We start from the raw sequence: 18,698 nt of genomic DNA, 5'->3' as shown, positions 1-18,698 counted from the left end.
TAAGTAATGGGTATTTACTCATTACTCATTACTAATTTAATGATATTAGCAGTTTGCAATTGAGTCATATAGAAATCTGAACCGACGTATTTACGTTGATACACGATATGATTATTTTGTATAGTGCATAATTACTAGTAACTAAGTTTTGAAGAAAAAGCGGTAAGACTTAGGTTGTCCAAGCTTTTTCCGCAATGCCTCCATGTAAATGTAAAACACTGGAGTCAGATAGAGAGTCAATATCTGAGAGAACAGCAATCCACCAACGATCGCAATCCCTAAAGGCCGACGCGCTTCTGAACCGACTCCTGTACCCAAAGCAATAGGGAGTGTGCCAATTAAAGCTGCCATCGTCGTCATCATAATTGGCCGGAAGCGAATTAAGCAAGCCGCATAGATGGCATCAAAGGAATTTTTACCTTCCTTGCGTTGTGTTTCAATGGCAAAATCCACCAGCATAATCCCGTTTTTCTTAACGATGCCTACTAGCAGGATAATGCCGATGAAAGAGTAAAGGTTTAAATCAACCTGGAAAATCAGCAGCGTCAGTAATGCACCAAAACCCGCCGAAGGTAAACCGGAAAGAATGGTAATCGGGTGAATAAAATCCTCATAGAGGATACCGAGAATCAGATAGATTACTAAAATAGACACCAACAACAGCACACCTAAATCGTTAAAAGACTGTTGAAAGGTTTGGGCTGAACCCTGAAAGCTGGTGGTAATTGTTGATGGTAGCACCTCACTGGCTGCTTGCTTGATGGCATCTGTAGCTTGACTTAGAGACGTTCCGGGGAGGGTGTCAAAAGAGATCGTCGAAGAAGGGAGTTGAGCAACGTGAGCAACAGTGAGGGGGCCGACATTTTGGGTGATATTTGCGATCGCACTCAGGGGAATAAGTTTGCCTGTACTTGATTGCACATAGAGCATCGATAGAGCGCTGGGATCTCGTTGAAACTCCGGTTTAACTTCTAAGATTACATAAAATTGGTCATTTGGAGTATAGATAGTGGAAACCTGGCTAGAACCATAAGCGGCGCTGAGGGTTTGTTGAACCAGTTCGGCGGTAATGCCAACGGTTGCAGCTTTATTGTGGTCAACTTGGACTTGGATTTGGGGAGTGCTAAGTTGTAAATCGCTGTCAACGTCCCGGAGTCCTGGTAGAGTTTTGACTTTATCTACAAGTTTCGGTACGTATTGGCGCAAGTCTTGCAGATTTAAACTCTGCAACGTGAACTGATAACTAGAATTAGTTTGTTGTCCACCGATGGGAATAGCTGGCGGAGAGCGGAGGAATGTCTTAATCCCAGTTACCCGCCTTAACTTGGGGGTTAACTCTTGAATGATTTCGTCAGCGCTGAGTTTCCGTTTAGAACGTGGCTTGAGCATAATTGTAATTCGCCCAGAGTTGACCGAGGCGTTCGGGCCACTTGCACCCACAATGGAGTCAACTGCTTCTATGTTGGGGTCTTTACGAATGATATCAACAACCTTTTGCTGGTGACGACGCATATCATCAAAAGAAATATCTTGCGCTGCTTTTGTGTTTCCCATCAGTTGTCCGGTGTCTTCGGTGGGAATAAAGCCTTTGGGAACGATGACGAACAAATAGACAGTCATTATTAGCAAAATACCAGAACCGATGAGTGTCATCAGACGGTATTTTAAAATCGGTTTGAGCGTCCAATCATATCCTTGCAGTAGTAAATCAAATGCTCGTTCTGAAACGCGATACACCAGATTTGGCTTTTGCTGATGGGATGAACGCAAAAAGCGACTGCACAACATTGGGGTGAGACTGAGGGAAACAAAACCGGAAACCAAAATTGCCACTGCGATCGTCACGGCAAATTCATGAAATAATTTACCAATTATTCCACTCATAAACATGATGGGGATGAACACCGCTACTAGGGAGAGAGTCATTGACAAAATGGTAAAGCTGATTTCCCTCGATCCCTTCAATGCCGCGTTTAGGGGAGATTCGCCCATTTCTCGATAACGGACGATATTTTCCAATACCACGATCGCATCATCTACGACAAAGCCCACAGAAAGGGTCAACGCCATTAGTGAGAGGTTGTCTAAGGAGAAGCCCGATAGATACATCACAGCGAAAGTGCCAATGATGGCTACAGGTAACGCCAAACTAGGAATCAGCGTTGCAGTTGTGTCACGCAAGAATAAGAAAATAACTAAGACAACTAGACAAACTGACAAAACTAAGGTAAATTTTACATCGTTGACAGAGGCGCGGATAGTTTGCGAGCGATCGTACATAATCCCCATCTCAATGGATTTGGGAACTTGTTCGCGGAGTGTCGGTAAAAGTTTCTGGATAGCATCAACAATATTTACAGTATTAGCTCCCGGCTGCGGCTGTACAGCGAGAACAACAGAATGGCGGTTTGTTACTTTGCGATCGCTATACAAATTTGAGACTTTGACGTTTTGTTCGCTGTCAATCACCTGCCCCAAATCTTGAAGCCGCACGGGTGCGCCATTTTTGTAAGTTACAATCAACTGGCGATAGCCGGCAGCATCGGTAAGTTGACCGTTGGCTTGAATTGTATAACTTTTGTAAGTGCCAGAGAGACTACCTGTTGGTAAGTTGACATTTGCCTGTTGAATTGCAGTTTTTACCTGATTTAGACCAATTCCTCTCGATGCCAACTCTCGTGGATCAACCTGGACGCGGACTGCATATTGCTGTTGACCAAAAACCTGTACCTGAGCAACACCATCAATCATCGAGATGGGTTGACCAACTGTTACCTCTGCGTATTCATCTACTGTTGAGATTGGCTGTGTCTCAGAATACATATAGAGGAAGAGAACTGGTGAGACAGAGGGGTTAACTTTGCGGTAGGTGGGCGGATGAGGCATTCCGGCGGGTAGTTGTCCGGCGGCGGCGGAGATGGCTGCTTGCACATCTTTGGCGGCATCTTCGACTCTGCGGCTGAAGTCAAATTGGAGGGAGATGTTGGTGCTGCCGGTTGAACTGGTGGAATTGAAGGAATTGAGTCCGGCAATTTCGGTAAACTGTCTTTCTAGGGGTGCGGCGACGGAAGATGCCATTGTTTCGGGGGTGGCACCTGGGAGACTAGCGGAGACAGAAATAAAAGGATATTCAACGTTGGGTAGGGCGCTGATGGGTAATAGGAAATAACTCATCAGACCGAAGATGAGGATACCAATCATCACCAAGGTGGTCATGACTGGACGACGGATGAAGGGTTCTGAAAGGTTCATGGGTTTTGTTATCCCAGAAATGTGATGAGTACGTGCAATGAAATTGCTCAGTCTGTATTGTTTTGAGTTTATATTTCATAAGGGCAAATATAGGACAATCCCCTTCCACTCAGATTTATCGCTGTAATTAATCAGCAGCAGCAATTCGTCAATTGCTTGTCTAATAGGCATCCGATCATTTACTACGAATAAACCTAACATTTGCTCTCCCTTTAACAATCGCTCGTAAGCGAAATCTGGCATTGTTGCACGGTCTGAGTGAGGATTATGCGATCGCTCACTGCTGCCCAATTTAAGATTACTGGGTCATCTACTTCCTGCAAACCAACATCCTGAACGCGAAGTAAATCAAGATTCGGTTGACGCAGAAATAGTCCTCGCACAATATCGCCGTTGAAATTTTCGTCGCTCAATAACTTCAGCATTGACATTTTTTAAGATTATTGCTGGGTTAATAAACGAGAACGAATCAGGCTCAAATCAGGTTGAACATTTGCAAGACGTTGATGAACAGATTCAGCTAACTGTTCGCGTCGATCGAGGTATGCTTCCACAGCATCTCGATGTCGAAGGTAGTAGCCAATAGTCAGGTATACATCGGATAATGACAAGGATAAATAACGCTGAACAATAGATTCAGGCGATGCACCATCTTGAAAGCTACGAATCACCAGTTCTAGCAAAATCCTTGTATTACCTACTCGAATTGCACCTGTTGCATCTTCACTTAGGGGAGGAATTTCTTGTTCTAGTGCTAAAGTCATAGTTGTAATTTTTCCAAAAACGCTAGTATCTAGATTTTAGTGTGCTGCTATTTTCTAATTCGTAATTCGTAAGGCTATATTGCTTGTTCAAAATCACGATCGCCCCCCTGTAAATGAAAATACCCCCCGGAACTTAACTTGACTCAACTTTTTCCGCCATGATTCCATATATATATAGAACACAGGCGTTAAATACAGGGTCAATATCTGAGAAAATACCAGTCCGCCCACAACTGCAATCCCTAGAGGACGGCGAGATTCGGAACCAGCTCCAAATCCGATCGCTATGGGTAAGGTTCCCATTAATGCTGCCATTGTGGTCATCATAATCGGGCGGAAGCGCACTAAACAGGCTTGATAAATTGCCTCGGAGGGCTTTTTCAATTCTTCTCGCTGGGCAACGATCGCAAAGTCTACCATCATGATGCCGTTTTTCTTGACGATACCCACCAACAAAATTATGCCGATGAAGGAATAAACGTTGAGTTCAACGTGGAATATCATCAGCGTTAACAATGCCCCAAAACCTGCTGATGGCAAACCGGAAAGAATTGTAATTGGGTGAATGAAATCTTCGTAGAGAACACCCAGGATTAGATAAATTACGAGGATGGCGATCGCTAATAATAAACCCAAACTCGGCAGTGAACTTTGAAATACCTGGCTTGCACCCTGAAAGCTGGTGCTAATGCTGGCAGGAATCACCTGATCAATCAGTTTTTGGATGTCTTCGTTGGCATTTCCCAAGGATACACCAGGGGCGAGGTTAAAGGAAATGGTGGCGGCGTTCATCCGACCGTTATGATTGACCATTAACGGGCTGACTCCCTGAGACAGTTTGGCGAATGTCTTGAGAGGAACTGCTACTCCAGTGCTGGAGTTAACATACAATGTCAACAGAGCATTAATATCCTGCTGATACTGGGGTGCTAATTCCAAAATTACCTGATACTCATTGGTCGCTGCATAGATAGTTGACACTTGGTAAGAGCCGTAAGCACTTCTCAAAGTATTTTCAATTGTCTGGGCGGTAATCCCGTAAGTTGAGGCTTTATCACGGTCAATGTCAATTTGAATTTTGGAAGCAAATTGTAAATTGCTGTTGACATCCTGGAGTTCTGACATCTCCTTCATCTTGAGAACAAGTTGAGGAACATATTCTTGTAATGGCTTGACATCCGAACTCTGAAGTGCAACTTGATAAAGTCCCGTACTTTGTTGAGCGCCAATGGGAATTGCTGGGGGATTTTGTAAGAATACTTGGATGCCGGGAACAGTAGCGAGTTGGGTTCGCAACTCTTGAATGATTTCATCGGCACTTAGCTGGCGCTGCGATCGCTCTTTTAACCGAATGAACAAACTGCCGGAATTGGCTGCAACTGCTGCCCCACCGCCACTAGCACTAGATCCCGCGCCAATATTGGAGTTGACTGCATCGACATTTGGGTTTTGGCGAATCAGGTTAGCAACTGTCTGCTGATGCTGGACAAGATTATCAAAGGATGCATCTTCGGCTGCTTGGGTAATACCTGTAATTTGTCCGGTATCTTCGCTAGGAATAAAGCCTTTGGGAACTATCACCAACAGCCCAACTGTCACCGCCAAGAGAAAGGCGGATAAAATCATCGTGGTGAGGTGATATTTTAAGACTTTTTTCAGACTCCAATCGTACAAACCGAGGAAGCGATCGAATACATATTCGGAAGCTTGATATAAGCGACTTTGATTAGCATGATCCACAGGACGCAGAAAACGGCTGCACAACATGGGAGTCAGACTCAAAGATACAAAACCAGAGACGAGAATTGCAACTGCGATCGTCACAGCAAATTCATGAAATAATCGTCCCAGCACTTCACTCATGAACAACATGGGAATGAAGACTGCAACTAAGGAAAGGGTCATCGACAGAATTGTAAAACCAATTTCTCTCGACCCATTCAACGCCGCTTCTAACGGACTTTCCCCCATTTCCATGTGCCGGACGATATTTTCCAGCATGACGATCGCATCATCCACGACGAAACCCACTGAAAGGGTCAACGCCATCAGTGATAGGTTATCTAGTGAGTAGTGCAGCAAATACATCACCGCAAAAGTACCAATCAGCGAAACAGGTAATGCCAAACTGGGAATTACCGTCGCCGAGAGGTTCCGTAAAAATATGAAAATTACTAAGATAACGAGAGCGATCGTCAAAATCAACGTAAATCTGACATCATCTACTGAATCTCGAATCGATTGAGATGCATCATAGAGAACTCCAATTTCCACGGATGCTGGAATTTGCTCTCGTAACTTCGGCAGCAAATTCTTAATTGTGTCTACGACTTGTACCGTATTGGTTCCAGGCTGTCTTTGAATGGTAAGAATAATGGCGCGAGTATTGTTGTACCAGCTTGCTACTTTGTCATTTTCTACACTGTCAATAATCCTACCGAGTTGATTGAGATAGATAGGCATTCCATCTTTATAAGACACAATCAACTGGCGATAAGCAGCCGCATCTTCAAGTTGCCCGTTAGTCTGGACTGTAAAATTCTTATGATTTCCCGAAAGACTGCCGGTAGGTAAATTCACGTTACCCTGTTGAATCGCCGTCGCCACCTGATCTAACCCAATTTGCCGCGTAGCCAATTGCTGGGGATCGAGTTGAATTCGAGCCGCATACTTTTGGGAACCGTAGACGGCTACCTGTGCTACCCCATTAATTGTAGATAGCTTTTGCGCCAAATAAGTCTCGGCATAATTGTCTACCTGGGAAAGGGGGAGAGTGGGAGAATCTAGATAAAGGTAAAGAATCGGCTGATCTGCGGGGTTAACTTTGCTGTAGGTGGGAGGATTGGGTAAATCCGTCGCAATTTGCCCCGATGCTCCTGATATCGCTGCTTCTACATCTTGGGCTGCATCATCAATATTACGACTCAAGTTGAATTGTAGTGTAATTTGAGTCTGTCCCAAAGTACTAGTTGAATTGAGCGAATCGAGTCCAGCAATGCTAGAAAATTGCTTCTCTAAAGGACGAGCAACCGATGCTGCCATCGTTTCGGGGCTAGCTCCCGGTCGGGAGGCGCTGACCTGAATTGTGGGATAATCTACGCTGGGTAAATCGCTGATTGGCAGCAAGCGATAACTCATGAAACCGAAAATCAAAATCGCCGTCATCACCAAAGTTGTCATGATCGGGCGGCGGATAAATGGTTCTGAAAGGTTCATGAATCACCCCCGCCTGACTTAGAAGGTTCTCCCCCCTGTTCCCTTCTGCTCCCTCTTCCTGACTTCGAGGAATTTCCATCTGCATTTGAGTTATTATTACCGGCTGTTTTGACGCGGATTTTGCTCCCCGAAACCAGATTCGCTTGACCATCGGTGACAATTTTATCGCCTGGTTGCGGCCCTTTCTCAATCACATCTAGTCCATTAATAGTGCTGCTAACTGTAACTGGCAAATTTTCCACCGTCATATCTGGCTTAACTACAAAAACAAACTGACCATCCGGGCCATTCTGCACGGCTTGGGAGGGTACAACCGTTGCATTGGGTTGTTCGGTCAATGTTAGCGTTGCATTCACAAATTGACCGGGAAACAAATGTCCCTGAGTGTTATCAAAATCGCCAATTAGTTGAATTGTCCCTGTAGTGTTATCCACCGTATTATTGACAAACGTCAAAGTACCTGGAACAGAACGAGTTTGATCGTTGGGAAAGGTTACATCTACCTTCAGCTTGCCATTCTGCATATACTTTTGTACCTGGGGTAGATTTGTTTCAGGAATAGAAAAAGCAACTTGAATCGGGCGAACTTGGGTTAGAGTCACAAGTGGAGTTGTGCTGTTAGCCTGCACCACATTCCCCTGAGTCACCAGAATATTGCCAGCGCGACCATCAATTGGCGCATAAATTTTGGAGTAAGATAATTGCACTTTGGTATTGTCTAATGCTCCCTGATCGGAACGGACAACAGCTTGAGCATTAGCGATCGCAGCTTGATCGCCCTTAACAACAGCTTGAGCATTACTTAGCGCCACTCGATCGCTTTGCAAAACTGCTTCCGCATTAGCGATCGCTTCTCGATCGGCTTGGAGGGTTGCTGTGGCCGATTTACTATTAGAAAGGTATTGTTGGGCTTGATCTAAACTAATCGCACCCTTTTTATACAATGCACCATAGCGATCGCTCTGTCCCTTGGCAAATTCTGCTTGGGCTTGATCTTTCGCCAAAGTCGCCTGGGCTTGTCGTACCAGCGCTTGGTCTTTAATTAAAGTCGCCCTAGCTTGCTCTATTTGACCCAAATCTCTAGTCAATCCATCTCTAGCCTGTTGTACCGAAGCTTGGTCTTTGGCAACAGTTCCCTCAGCTTGCTGGATTGCAGCAGCTTGCGATCGGTCATCCAGAGTAAATAAAAGTTGTCCCTTTTTCACATCTTGACCTTTCTTGAAATAAACTCCAATAATCCGTCCGCTAGCTTCGGGCGTAATCGATACCGTAGAACCCGATTGCACATTGCCGATCGCCTGCAATTGCACCGGAACCGTTTTTTGTGTCACCATCGCCACGGTTACAGGTGTCACTTGCTGTTTATTGCGCCCAGATTTTTCAGTTTTGTCTGACTTAGCTGCAACCGTATGGATACCAAAAATACCCAGCCCAGCCAGCAACAACAAACCCAAACTTACCAAAATAATCTTTCTTGGCGATCGCGGTAACTTCGGTTTCACAATATTCTCAGTCAAACGCTCATTAACAATTTCATTGTTCATCAAAACCTCCAGAGGATTTTAGTTTATTAAAAACAGAATTCAGAATGATAGGACTTAAGCAAAATATCTCTCTAAACTCTTATTTCTCCGTGTCCTCCGCGCCTCTGCGGTTCGTTATTCCGTATTAAATTAATTCTGAATTCTTTTTCAAGACTGACTTAACTGCTGCTGTAAAAGTTTGAGAGCTTGTTTTTCTATCTGCCGGACTCGTTCCCGACTAATACCCAGACGCTGACCAATCTCTTGTAGAGAAAGTTCATTGCCATCTTTCAATCCAAAGTGCAAATTTAATATTTCTTGTTGTTGGCGAGACAGGTTTGATAATAAATTTTCAACCTCTTGATTGAGATATTCATCAGTAGTTGAGCCATTGGAAGAATATCTATTATCTTCTATTAAATCTTGTAATTGTATTTCTTTATCTGCCCCAACTCGAATATCTAGAGAGATAGTTTGACGAGCCAAAAGCAGAAATTCTCGAATCTGACTAGGTTTTAAAGAAAGTGCATCAGCAATTTCCGTACTGGTGGGGATACGACCCAGTTGTTGAGATAATTCTCGCTGAACACGCTTAATTTTGTTTAATTTTTCATTGATGTGAATGGGTAATCGAATCGCGCGTCCTTGTTGAGCGATCGCTCTGGTAATTCCTTGACGAATCCACCAGTAAGCGTAGGTTGAAAACCTATATCCTAGAGCCGGATTGAATTTTTCAACCCCTCTTTCTAAACCTAATGTACCTTCTTGAACTAAGTCCATCAACTCTAAGTTACGTCTCTGATATTGCTTGGCAATTGATACTACAAGGCGGAGATTAGCCGCGAGCATTTTCTGTTTAGCTTTTTTCCCTTGATTTAACTGCTGAAGTAATTCCTGTTCGCTTAACTGCATCCGGTTAGCCCATTCTGAAAACGTGGGTTTACGCTTTAATTCAACAGCCAACTTTTCAGATTCAGCAAGTATTGTCATCATCTCCTGAACTTCTTGGGCAAAAATAATTTCTTGCTCCTGGGTTAATAGAGGTATTCTTCCAATTTCTTTAAGATAAGCACGGACTGTATCAGTTGTAGCTTTGTTTGTGTTACTAGCTTTAGTATCTGAGAATGTTAAGTTACTCATAATAAGTTAGTTTATGCCTATTAATTAGGGTATTTTGAATTAGGAAAAAACCGCAGATAGTGACTCGAAGAACCATACAAGTTTTTATAAAAAAACCAGGTATCAAGTACTAACTCCAAAAGGGCAATCAATACCCAAATTGCTAGAGAAACAATTACAGGTAGACTGAGATCGGGAAACTTTCTTTGCAAATCGATAATGCCAAATAACAGCAAAAATAGGAGCGAAACTCCCAGAAGAAATGACAACTTAACGATCGCGAGAATAAAACGGCTGATCTCTATGATGCGATTGTAAAGTCTGGAAAATCCCTCCAGGATTTCTTCCATGTTATTGATGACAAGTAAAATTTGTTGTCGGTGCAAATGGGTAGCTAATGAGCATTCCGGCTGCACTTGTGCCAATTCATATTCATTCTTGAAATTATCTAGAAGTTTGTCCAAAGGTAGCATCTGGGAGCTATTTGCCCAGATTGGGAAATCTTTTAAATGCAAGGGAACTAAATAGTTAATCAGCGCTATTAGAGTTTGATTAAAATTACTGAGTTCGGCAGGAAGAGACTGAGTTAGACGAATGAGTTGGTCAATCTGAATCTGAAGCGTATAGTAGTCTTCATGCCGTCTTTGAGCGATTAACTGACTAGTAAAGGTGAGGAAAACAATTAATACCCCCAATAAAGCAGCTAGGGATTGGGATACAGCAGAAAAAAATTCAATCGCCACCTGTTTAGGCACTGTCAGCCAGGGCGCGTTTTCCCGCATAGCAAAAAGTAGGGTGGTAAAAAATACAACTCCGACGATCGCTAGCTGATGGCGAGTAACAGTAGTTATGACTGTCCGCACCAAAGGAGTGTTACTGAGTTTAACCAGGATTTGCAGACCTGGGACTGGTTCACACATTTGAAGTCGTTGGGCTTTGCGGGTTGACATGATTGAAAGTGACGATAGTAGATATTGTCAAAAGTATCGGTATACTTATTTCCCACCCTGCAAACTCACATGATTAGCCCCCGATTGAATCAATTTGCTCAAGTCAGCAACAGCGCTAGCATACTGAGGATCGGCTAATGTCCCCAAGGTTCGGTTTTGTACTAATGCTTTCTGTTGTGCCTCGGTTAACTCCACAGTAATATCTGGTGCAATACCCACATGATTGATATCTCGACCTTTTGGTGTGTAGTATTTAGCGATCGTTAGTTTCAGCCCCGAACCATCGTCCAGTGGTTCTACGGCTTGAACTAAACCTTTCCCGAAGGTGCGAGTCCCTACTAACCTGGCGCGATTATCATCTTGGAGCGCTCCTGACAAAATTTCGCTGGCGCTGGCAGATCCCTTATCGACCAGTATCACTAAGGGTTTGTTGGTGAGAGGATGTCCCGACGCATTGTAGCTATCTTTAACTTGATCTCGATTTACCAAAGACACGATCGCTCCTTGCTTCAACCACATACTGGCAATTTGCAAACTCGCATCTAGCAGTCCACCCGGATCGGAACGCAAATCCAAAACGTAGCCCTGCACCTGCTGTTTTTCTAATGCTTCAATTGCCTGATGCATCTGGGCGGGTGCAGTTTCGGTAAACTCTGGTAAACGAATATAACCAATCTTACCTGCTGGTGTGGTTTGAGTATTATAAGTTACAGGATGAATGGCAATATTTGCGCGGGTAAGTTTGAAAGTTTGCGATTGGCTACCCCGTTGAATCGTCAGTACTACCTTAGTTCCCGCAGGGCCGATAATTCGCTTAACGGCATCTTCGATTTTCATTCCCTGAGTTATGTCACCGTTAATCTGCACAATTAAATCACCCGGCAAAATACCCGCTTTAAAAGCAGGCGTTCCTTCAATTGGGGCAACAACAGTTAGGGCTTTAGTTTTTTCATTCTCTGCCAGTTCCAGCCCTACACCACTTAGGTTGCCAGAAATATCGCTATTTAAGGCTTTAAATTCCTGGGGGTCGAAAAACTCTGTGTAGCGATCGCCTAATTTACCTACCATTTCTTGAATCGCTCCATAAGCCTCTTTCTTAGAACTATAGGAGCGGCTAAGATATTGCTGTCTAATTGCTTTCCAATCTTGATGGTTAAAGCTGACATCAACATAATTTTTATCGAGGATTTGCCATACCTCATCCACCAGCTTTTGAGGGGTAGTTTGGGTGATACCTAGAGCTTTGTAAGAGTAGAAGCTAGTTCCTGTCAAGATTGCTGTAATAATAGCAATTTCTATCTTGAGGATAAATTTTTGTTTGAACATAATTTAACTCTTAAAGAACAATACAGAATATAATCAGTGGCAAATTTCAATCCCCACTGTTTTAAAACGCAACACCAAACAAAATTTACATCCCAATAACATGACCAAATTGAAATGTCTAAAACCCTTACCTAACAATAATTACGAATTACCCTTTACGGCGGGGATAGGCAGTCTTAAAAATATCCTGAATCTTAGTTTTTTGTTCAGCCGTCAGATTCAGGCTGAATACTGCTTTACGCATCTTTTCACCTTGTTGCAATTTCGCTGACAATTCCTTGACTTGATCTGGGGTCAGAACTGCCTCAACTTGCTGGCGAACTGCTTCGCGCTTCTTTGCGCGTTCTGGCGTATTCGCTCCAGGAGTGTTTGGCGCAGAAGTGTTGGTATCAGATACCTTTGTTCCACCATTGTCACCTTGAGATACATCGGGAGACTTAGAACTGGTGCAACCTGTCATTCCTCCAATCAGGATAGTTGCAAATAAAAGAGTTGGTAAAATTATCTGTTTTTTAATCATTTACTTTTCTGCTTTTGTTGTAGGTAATACGATTGTTTTGGCTCAATTTAGAGGATGTTTGTCTGAAAGATGTTTGAAAAGTTACTGCTTGACTCATACCAGCTAATCTTAAAAGTTAGGATAGATTTGTGCATGAACTAGAATTCCTAACCTGACTAGGAAAAAAGTACTCAAGCTATTGTGACTTTTTTCCTAATTGAGGAATAATTAATCAGTCGGAACGGCTCTATCGATAGTAGAGACAGATTCGTTATATAGGAAGAAGAGATTCATCCTAAAATTGTGAAAATACCTATGGTTTTGTTACAAAGGCCATTGAGTTGGAACAGTTCTATGATTCGCTTGACTTACCCATCATTTCGTCTGTTGCTTTACCTAGAGTGGCTGTTGTTAGCCACGGCAATGTTCATGGAAGTTGTGCTGCCGTTTGAGTTGTCCTGGTCTTTGCTGCTAAGAGTTGTTGCGATCGCAACTTTCAGCTTGATGGGCTTGAGACTACCGATGGTGAAGCTGGAAACTAAATTATTTTATACAGCCCTGGAATTCGGTTTGATTTTGCTACCAACAACTCAACATGGCTTATCTAGTCGCCCCGTTTTCCTGCTGTGTCTAGTACTGGTAATGCGGAGTTGTCTGATATTTAAGCGATCGGGACAGCTGGCTGTCTTGGTTTTATCTCTGCTCACCTATGGAACACTGCTTTTATCAAGACCGATTGTACCTGAGAATTTTAGGCGAGATATAATTGCCATGTCTTGGGATTGGCGATTAAGTAATATATTATTGTTTAGCTTAACGTTAGTATTCGCTTTATTGTTAATCAATGCCCTGCTTGCAGAGCGCCAAAGTCGAGAGCAGTTAGAAATTGCCCATTTGCAATTAGAGATCACCAATCAACAACTGTGTCAGTATGCGCTACGGATTGAAGATCAAGCAACCTTGCAGGAACGCAACCGAATTGCCCGCGAAATTCATGATGGATTGGGACACACTCTAGTTGCCCAAACTATTCAGATTAATAACACTCTGTTGTTTTGGGAATCAAATAATGACAAAGCATTAACATTTCTCAAACAGGCAAAGGAATTGGGGGCTGAGGCGCTGCTAGAAATTCGGCGATCGCTTTCTGTGTTACGTTCAAACCCTTTGCAAGGAAAATCTCTGACATCAGCCATTGAAAAGCTGCTAACAGATTTTCAGCAAACCACAGGTATTGAACCATCTTATAAAATTGATCTGCCCTATTCTTTACCAACAGAAGTAAACACGGTTCTCTTCCGCATTGTGCAAGAATCGCTGACAAATATTTGCAAACACGCTCAAGCGACAAGTGTCACCGTTGGATTACTGGCTCACGCTGGAATGATTCATTTATCAATTGAAGATAATGGAAAAGGATTTAATCCCACTCAAAATACAACTGGGTTTGGATTACAAGGGATGCGAGAACGGGCGGTTGCACTGGGCGCTCAGTTAAATCTCCACAGTAAACTAGGAACAGGTTGCTGTATTTCTGTTTCTTTGCCACTATCAAAGCTGTTATTTTAGCTATGATTCGGATTTTATTAGTTGACGATCAGCATCTTATTCGCCAGGGACTTAAGAGTATGCTTGAGTCGAATGCAGAGATGCAGGTAATCGGTGAGGCGGAAAATGGACAACGCGCACTCGAACAGATTCTGGCACTGCAACCCGATATTGTGCTTATGGATGTTCGGATGCCCGTAATGGATGGAGTTGCGGCAACAAAAGCGATCGCTCAACAATATCCTCACATTAAGGTTCTCGTTCTCACCACCTTCGATGATGATGAGTATGTTTTCCAGGCGATGCGACTGGGTGCAAAGGGCTATTTGCTCAAAGATACCGAACCAGATGAACTCATGTTGGCAATTCTATCCGTCTATAAGGGACAAACCCTACTTGGGCCAGGATTGTTTGAGAAAGCACTCACGCCGCCCATTGCCGCACCTATCCCTTCTGTGCAACCCCCTCCAGAATTAGCGCAACTCACACCCAGAGAATTAGATGTATTACGCTTAATTGCTTCTGGATCTAATAACCGTGAAATTGCTGAATCGCTGTTTCTTTCAGAAAATACTGTTAAGAATTATGTTACCAGTATTCTGAGTAGGTTGAGTTTACGCGATCGCACCCAAGCCGCTTTGTTTGCCCATTCGTTCTTTGGTGGAGCTAAATAGCTAATTCTGCGGGTTTAAGTCCACCGCTTCTAACAACCTCTGATTTTGTGGTGGGGTCTAAATCCTAGTTGCATTACTTAATTACGAATTACGAATTACGAATTATTTTAGCGATCGGATTTGAGATATTCCTGTAATTGTTGGGTACGCAGTTTTGTCGTATTTTCCAGACAACCAAAATAAATGCTAGGAGCAATACTTCCTCCCTCGTTTTCACTTCTTTCAAACTCACAATTATTATCCCGAAACTTTACCCATGCTACCTGTGCAGCAATCAATTTCTCTTTCCTAGACCTTTTTAAGGTAGGTAGTAATTGTTGATAAGCTTGGTTCAGTTTTTTATCTGCATTCTGATAAGATAACTTCGTGCATTCATTAATTGCTGCTTGAGTTTGAGCATTATTGCAATTAAATTTTTGAACCAAGCGCATCTTCTGCGGTAAATCAGGCGTTGTGCCTGCCATTGTCATCGTAGGGGTAGCTAAACTGCTGAGAGTTAGCATACTTGCCAAAGCTAATAATAATTGACGCATACCAAAATTTATTATTTAAGTATTTGAAGGAGGCAGGAGGCAGTGAGCCTACGTATTGATACGGACAGGACAAGCGTAGCTTATCTTCATTGGTAAAATATACCAATGGTAGTGCATAGTTTGGTATAGTGTGACGCAAAAAACTCGTAATTTGTTACAAAATGTAATCTAATTGGTAGAAGAAAGTCGAGATTTTACGAGAATGCTAGAAATAATTTGGTATTTTAGTAATCTAAGTTTAGCTTTTATATTTTATGAATCGTTCCGCTTGCCTGATCTTCAATCCAGTTGCGGGTCAGGGTGATCCAGACATAGAATTAGCAGAAATTCGGGCAATATTAGAGCCAGATATTGACCTAGATATTTATCTCACAACTGAAGAAATCGATGCAGACCAACTAGCTTATGCAGCTGTAGAACGAGGAGTAGATGCAATTATTGCTTCGGGGGGAGATGGGACACTCTCGGCGGCGGCGACAGCTTTAGTGGGAACTGATATTGCATTTGGCATCATTTCCAGAGGAACAGCAAACGCTTTTGCTACAGCTTTAGGAATTCCTGACACGATCGCAGCTGCATGTGAAACAATTTTGCAGGGAGGAACCCGCCATGTAGACGTAGCCTATTGTAACGATCGTCCGATGGTACTCTTGGCAGGTATTGGTTTTGAAGCTGAAACTGTAGAATTGGCAGACCGAGATGCCAAAAATCGCTTTGGAATGATGGCCTACGTTTTCGCTGGAATTCAGCAACTGAGAAACTTAAAAAACTTTGATGTTGAAATTGAAACAGAAGACAGGATAATTAAAACTACCGCCTGTGCAGTAACAGTCGCAAATGCCGCGCCTGCGACTTCAGTCTTGGCTCAGGGGCCAGCAGGTCTGATTTATGATGATGGGTTGCTAGATTTAACGATTGTCGCTCCAGTTAATAAGGCAGGAGCGATCGCAGCGACATTCCATCTATTCCAAACGGCTTCTACAGGTAACGCCGTAGAACGGGATGATATTGGTTTTCTGCGAGCTAAACAATTTAAAATTACAACTGAGCCACCACAAAAGGTTGTTCTCGATGGTGAAATAGTCGGCACAACACCAGTAGAAATTAAGTGTGTACCAGCAGGATTGAGGATTTTTGTGCCATTAGTAGAAGAAGTTGAGCGTACCGAAAAACTAGAGGGACTTCCTAACTTAACTATTGAGATGAAAGATACGGTAGAGGAATAAGGGAATTGGGGATTGGGGATTGGGGATTGGGGATTAGGCATTGGGGATTGGGGATTAGGCATTGGGCATTGGTATTTTCCCCCCTGCTCCCTGCTCCCTGCCCCCTGCCCCCTGCCCCCTGCCCCCTGCCCCCATCTCTCCATCTCCCCCATCCCCTGCAATTCAAGATTCAGGAGTAGGTTGCATTGAAACTTGTATCTGATCCAGCGATCGCTAACAAAATTCGTAAGATGAATCAGCGAGTAAAGTGGGAAGATCCGTTAATTGTGGAACGGAACATCGACCAAACTCGCCTGGTGTTAGAGGATGGACAAACAGACGATTCAGAGTTCTCATTTTTAGTTGTAGGTGATAGTGGTTCTGGTAGGCATCGGGGACATAATCCTCAGCGACAGATAGCTGAACTGATGTTGCCTCATCACGAAGAATCCCGGTTTATGCTGCATACCGGGGATGTGATCTACTTAGTGGGATCGAGTGAATACTACCAGCAGAACTTCATCGAGCCTTACCGAGAGTTTCTCTTGGGGGGAGAGCATCCGAGAAAGATTGCTTATGACCAGATGATTTTTAAGCTGCCTATTTTACCAGTACCGGGAAATCACGATTACTATAACTTGCCCATTTTATTGAGCTTGGCATCTCTAACAACATTACCCATTCGTCGCTTGTTGCGATCGCGGTTAGACCTAGATGTAGGCTTGCATGGCTCAGGAACCGGTGAGGCTTATGCACGGGCATTTCTAGACTATCTTAAGACGTTTCAGCTTCCAGGAGAGTTAAGCAGCCATTTAGATAAGTACTACACAGGTAAGACAGATACAGGTCTTTGTCTGAAGTATGAACCTGGACATTTTACCCGTCTTCCCAATCGCTACTATACTTTTCGCTATGGCGGGATTGATTTCTTTGCCTTGGATTCTAATACATTTAACGATCCACCACCCCTACCTAAAACAAAACAAGGTGATGCCGATCGCAAAATCTTAGAAAAGCGTCGTGAAGATTTAGAGCAAGAAAAGCAGAACATTATTGAAAGCTCGGCCAAGCTTCGTCCCGAAAACCCAATTGAAGCCGACCAATTAGACGACTTCCACGCCAAACTATCGCAAATCGAAGAAATTATTGTTGATATAGATAAGCAATTAGCTGCTGATAAAACAACGCTGACTGATATCGAACAATTAGACTGGCTCAAGCAAAGATTAATTGAATCTTGGAATAATTCACAAGTTCGGGGAAGAGTGATTTATTTCCATCATCCACCTTATGTAACTGAGGCGACAAAGTGGGAACAAGCGCAAACTTTGATCGTTCGCGATCGCTTCCGTGGTGTGCTGGATGCAGTAGCTAAAGAAATCGGTTCTCTAAATCAGGGTCGTCCTTTGGTTGATTTGGTATTAAATGGTCACGCCCACTGCTTGGAACATTTAGAGACAATGGATACAGGACACGCTGATGCTCATATCCACTGGCTTGTTTGTGGTGGTAGCGGGTTTAGTTTGCGCCGTCAACGCATTGAGGGAGCAGATTTAATGGAAGGAAATAGATTAGTGGCGCGATCGCATCTTTTCATTGGTCGCAACGGTCAAGGTTCTCAAAAGCGGCGACCTTACTCAGGTTTACGCATTGACGTTAAAGGCGATGGAGAACCTAAATTTATTGTCCGTCCTTTGGTTGCCGAATGGCATCAGCGACAATGGCATAATCGTGAACTTGAGCCACTGATCATTTAAATCTAAAGAGTAACTAAGCACAGCAGATTTTGTGGTGGGGTCTAAATCTCCTAGTACCGCTTTGTGTAATTCGTAATGACACTCGTTCCGACGCTCCTACGGACGCTCAATGACTCGCTAACGCTAATACCGCGCTATCGCTTTGTTAAGTTTCGTAGGGTGCGTTATGGATATGCCGAAATAACAAATGAGTATGCCGAAATAACAAATGGGTTCGCCAAAATAACAACTGAGTACGCCGAAATAACAAATGGGTTCGCCAAAATAACAACTGAGTACGCCGAAATAACAAATGGGTTCGCCAAAATAACAACTGAGTACGCCGAAATAAC

At 43.3% G+C, this 18,698-nt stretch carries 16 protein-coding genes; 5 read left to right on the top strand and 11 right to left on the bottom strand.

What is annotated here, in order from left to right:
- Positions 1 to 141 precede the first annotated feature (141 nt).
- The 10 genes from V7K38_RS22260 to V7K38_RS22215 form a co-directional block, all read right to left on the bottom strand.
- On the bottom strand, positions 142 to 3,252 hold the full coding sequence (locus tag V7K38_RS22260; protein WP_334860719.1) for an efflux RND transporter permease subunit: 3,111 nt from the start codon (positions 3,250 to 3,252) through the stop codon (positions 142 to 144).
- Positions 3,253 to 3,327: 75 nt separating this feature from the next.
- The gene (locus tag V7K38_RS22255; protein ID WP_334860717.1) at positions 3,328 to 3,453 is read right to left on the bottom strand and encodes a hypothetical protein; all 126 of its coding nucleotides are present in this window, start codon (positions 3,451 to 3,453) and stop codon (positions 3,328 to 3,330) included.
- A gap of 11 nt (positions 3,454 to 3,464) precedes the next feature.
- Positions 3,465 to 3,683: a DUF5615 family PIN-like protein gene (locus V7K38_RS22250; RefSeq protein WP_334860715.1), complete on the bottom strand. Its 219-nt coding sequence runs from the start codon at positions 3,681 to 3,683 to the stop codon at positions 3,465 to 3,467.
- Positions 3,684 to 3,692: 9 nt separating this feature from the next.
- Entirely contained in the window at positions 3,693 to 4,016 is a 324-nt protein-coding gene (locus V7K38_RS22245) for a DUF433 domain-containing protein (protein ID WP_334860713.1), read from the bottom strand.
- A 93-nt stretch (positions 4,017 to 4,109) separates the two neighbouring features.
- Positions 4,110 to 7,232 carry an efflux RND transporter permease subunit gene (locus V7K38_RS22240; RefSeq protein ID WP_334860711.1) on the bottom strand — a complete coding sequence of 1,041 codons (3,123 nt, stop codon included), beginning with the start codon at positions 7,230 to 7,232 and terminating at the stop codon, positions 4,110 to 4,112.
- Positions 7,229 to 8,776: an efflux RND transporter periplasmic adaptor subunit gene (locus V7K38_RS22235; RefSeq protein WP_334860709.1), complete on the bottom strand. Its 1,548-nt coding sequence runs from the start codon at positions 8,774 to 8,776 to the stop codon at positions 7,229 to 7,231. Before V7K38_RS22235 ends, V7K38_RS22240 begins: the two co-directional genes overlap by 4 nt.
- A gap of 147 nt (positions 8,777 to 8,923) precedes the next feature.
- Positions 8,924 to 9,895 (bottom strand): RNA polymerase sigma factor, RpoD/SigA family, encoded by a 972-nt coding sequence (locus V7K38_RS22230; RefSeq protein ID WP_334860707.1) that lies wholly within the window; start codon positions 9,893 to 9,895, stop codon positions 8,924 to 8,926.
- 20 nt (positions 9,896 to 9,915) lie between these two features.
- Complete coding sequence (locus V7K38_RS22225; RefSeq protein WP_334860705.1) at positions 9,916 to 10,824, bottom strand: hypothetical protein; 909 nt, start codon at positions 10,822 to 10,824, stop codon at positions 9,916 to 9,918.
- Between the two features lie 45 nt (positions 10,825 to 10,869).
- Positions 10,870 to 12,150: a S41 family peptidase gene (locus tag V7K38_RS22220; protein ID WP_334860703.1), complete on the bottom strand. Its 1,281-nt coding sequence runs from the start codon at positions 12,148 to 12,150 to the stop codon at positions 10,870 to 10,872.
- A gap of 148 nt (positions 12,151 to 12,298) precedes the next feature.
- Positions 12,299 to 12,670, bottom strand: a complete 372-nt coding sequence (locus V7K38_RS22215) for a hypothetical protein (RefSeq protein WP_334860701.1) — start codon at positions 12,668 to 12,670, stop codon at positions 12,299 to 12,301.
- Positions 12,671 to 13,003: 333 nt separating this feature from the next.
- On the opposite strand from V7K38_RS22215, the gene V7K38_RS22210 reads away from it, so the two are divergent.
- Entirely contained in the window at positions 13,004 to 14,218 is a 1,215-nt protein-coding gene (locus tag V7K38_RS22210) for a sensor histidine kinase (RefSeq protein ID WP_334860699.1), read from the top strand.
- A 2-nt stretch (positions 14,219 to 14,220) separates the two neighbouring features.
- A complete protein-coding gene (locus tag V7K38_RS22205) occupies positions 14,221 to 14,871 on the top strand; it encodes a response regulator transcription factor (protein WP_334860697.1) in 651 nt (216 codons plus the stop codon).
- A gap of 107 nt (positions 14,872 to 14,978) precedes the next feature.
- Here the strand turns inward: V7K38_RS22205 and V7K38_RS22200 are convergent, their stop codons facing one another.
- Positions 14,979 to 15,404, bottom strand: a complete 426-nt coding sequence (locus V7K38_RS22200) for a lysozyme inhibitor LprI family protein (RefSeq protein ID WP_334860695.1) — start codon at positions 15,402 to 15,404, stop codon at positions 14,979 to 14,981.
- A 254-nt stretch (positions 15,405 to 15,658) separates the two neighbouring features.
- On the opposite strand from V7K38_RS22200, the gene V7K38_RS22195 reads away from it, so the two are divergent.
- The 3 genes from V7K38_RS22195 to V7K38_RS22185 form a co-directional block, all read left to right on the top strand.
- Positions 15,659 to 16,630, top strand: coding sequence for a YegS/Rv2252/BmrU family lipid kinase (locus V7K38_RS22195; protein ID WP_334860693.1), 972 nt, complete (start codon positions 15,659 to 15,661; stop codon positions 16,628 to 16,630).
- A 185-nt stretch (positions 16,631 to 16,815) separates the two neighbouring features.
- Positions 16,816 to 18,366, top strand: coding sequence for a metallophosphoesterase family protein (locus V7K38_RS22190; RefSeq protein WP_334860691.1), 1,551 nt, complete (start codon positions 16,816 to 16,818; stop codon positions 18,364 to 18,366).
- Positions 18,367 to 18,441: 75 nt separating this feature from the next.
- Positions 18,442 to 18,698, top strand: a 257-nt coding sequence (locus V7K38_RS22185) for a hypothetical protein (protein WP_334860689.1), incomplete at its 3' end; no start/stop codon positions are given.

This window comes from Nostoc sp. (genome assembly GCF_036917465.1).
Taxonomy (GTDB): Bacteria; Cyanobacteriota; Cyanobacteriia; order Cyanobacteriales; family Nostocaceae; genus Nostoc.
This window is presented reverse-complemented; position numbering and strand designations above follow the sequence as displayed.

What these genes read in the sequence shown, in the direction of transcription:
- V7K38_RS22215 (WP_334860701.1), bottom strand. Translation starts at nt 12,670, where the DNA reads ATGATTAAAAAACAGATAATTTTACCAACTCTTTTATTTGCAACTATC.
- V7K38_RS22205 (WP_334860697.1), top strand. Translation starts at nt 14,221, where the DNA reads ATGATTCGGATTTTATTAGTTGACGATCAGCATCTTATTCGCCAGGGA.
- V7K38_RS22240 (WP_334860711.1), bottom strand. Translation starts at nt 7,232, where the DNA reads ATGAACCTTTCAGAACCATTTATCCGCCGCCCGATCATGACAACTTTG.
- V7K38_RS22255 (WP_334860717.1), bottom strand. Translation starts at nt 3,453, where the DNA reads ATGTTAGGTTTATTCGTAGTAAATGATCGGATGCCTATTAGACAAGCA.
- V7K38_RS22260 (WP_334860719.1), bottom strand. Translation starts at nt 3,252, where the DNA reads ATGAACCTTTCAGAACCCTTCATCCGTCGTCCAGTCATGACCACCTTG.
- V7K38_RS22250 (WP_334860715.1), bottom strand. Translation starts at nt 3,683, where the DNA reads ATGTCAATGCTGAAGTTATTGAGCGACGAAAATTTCAACGGCGATATT.
- V7K38_RS22235 (WP_334860709.1), bottom strand. Translation starts at nt 8,776, where the DNA reads ATGAACAATGAAATTGTTAATGAGCGTTTGACTGAGAATATTGTGAAA.
- V7K38_RS22230 (WP_334860707.1), bottom strand. Translation starts at nt 9,895, where the DNA reads ATGAGTAACTTAACATTCTCAGATACTAAAGCTAGTAACACAAACAAA.
- V7K38_RS22195 (WP_334860693.1), top strand. Translation starts at nt 15,659, where the DNA reads ATGAATCGTTCCGCTTGCCTGATCTTCAATCCAGTTGCGGGTCAGGGT.
- V7K38_RS22245 (WP_334860713.1), bottom strand. Translation starts at nt 4,016, where the DNA reads ATGACTTTAGCACTAGAACAAGAAATTCCTCCCCTAAGTGAAGATGCA.
- V7K38_RS22200 (WP_334860695.1), bottom strand. Translation starts at nt 15,404, where the DNA reads ATGCGTCAATTATTATTAGCTTTGGCAAGTATGCTAACTCTCAGCAGT.
- V7K38_RS22220 (WP_334860703.1), bottom strand. Translation starts at nt 12,150, where the DNA reads ATGTTCAAACAAAAATTTATCCTCAAGATAGAAATTGCTATTATTACA.
- V7K38_RS22210 (WP_334860699.1), top strand. Translation starts at nt 13,004, where the DNA reads ATGATTCGCTTGACTTACCCATCATTTCGTCTGTTGCTTTACCTAGAG.
- V7K38_RS22225 (WP_334860705.1), bottom strand. Translation starts at nt 10,824, where the DNA reads ATGTCAACCCGCAAAGCCCAACGACTTCAAATGTGTGAACCAGTCCCA.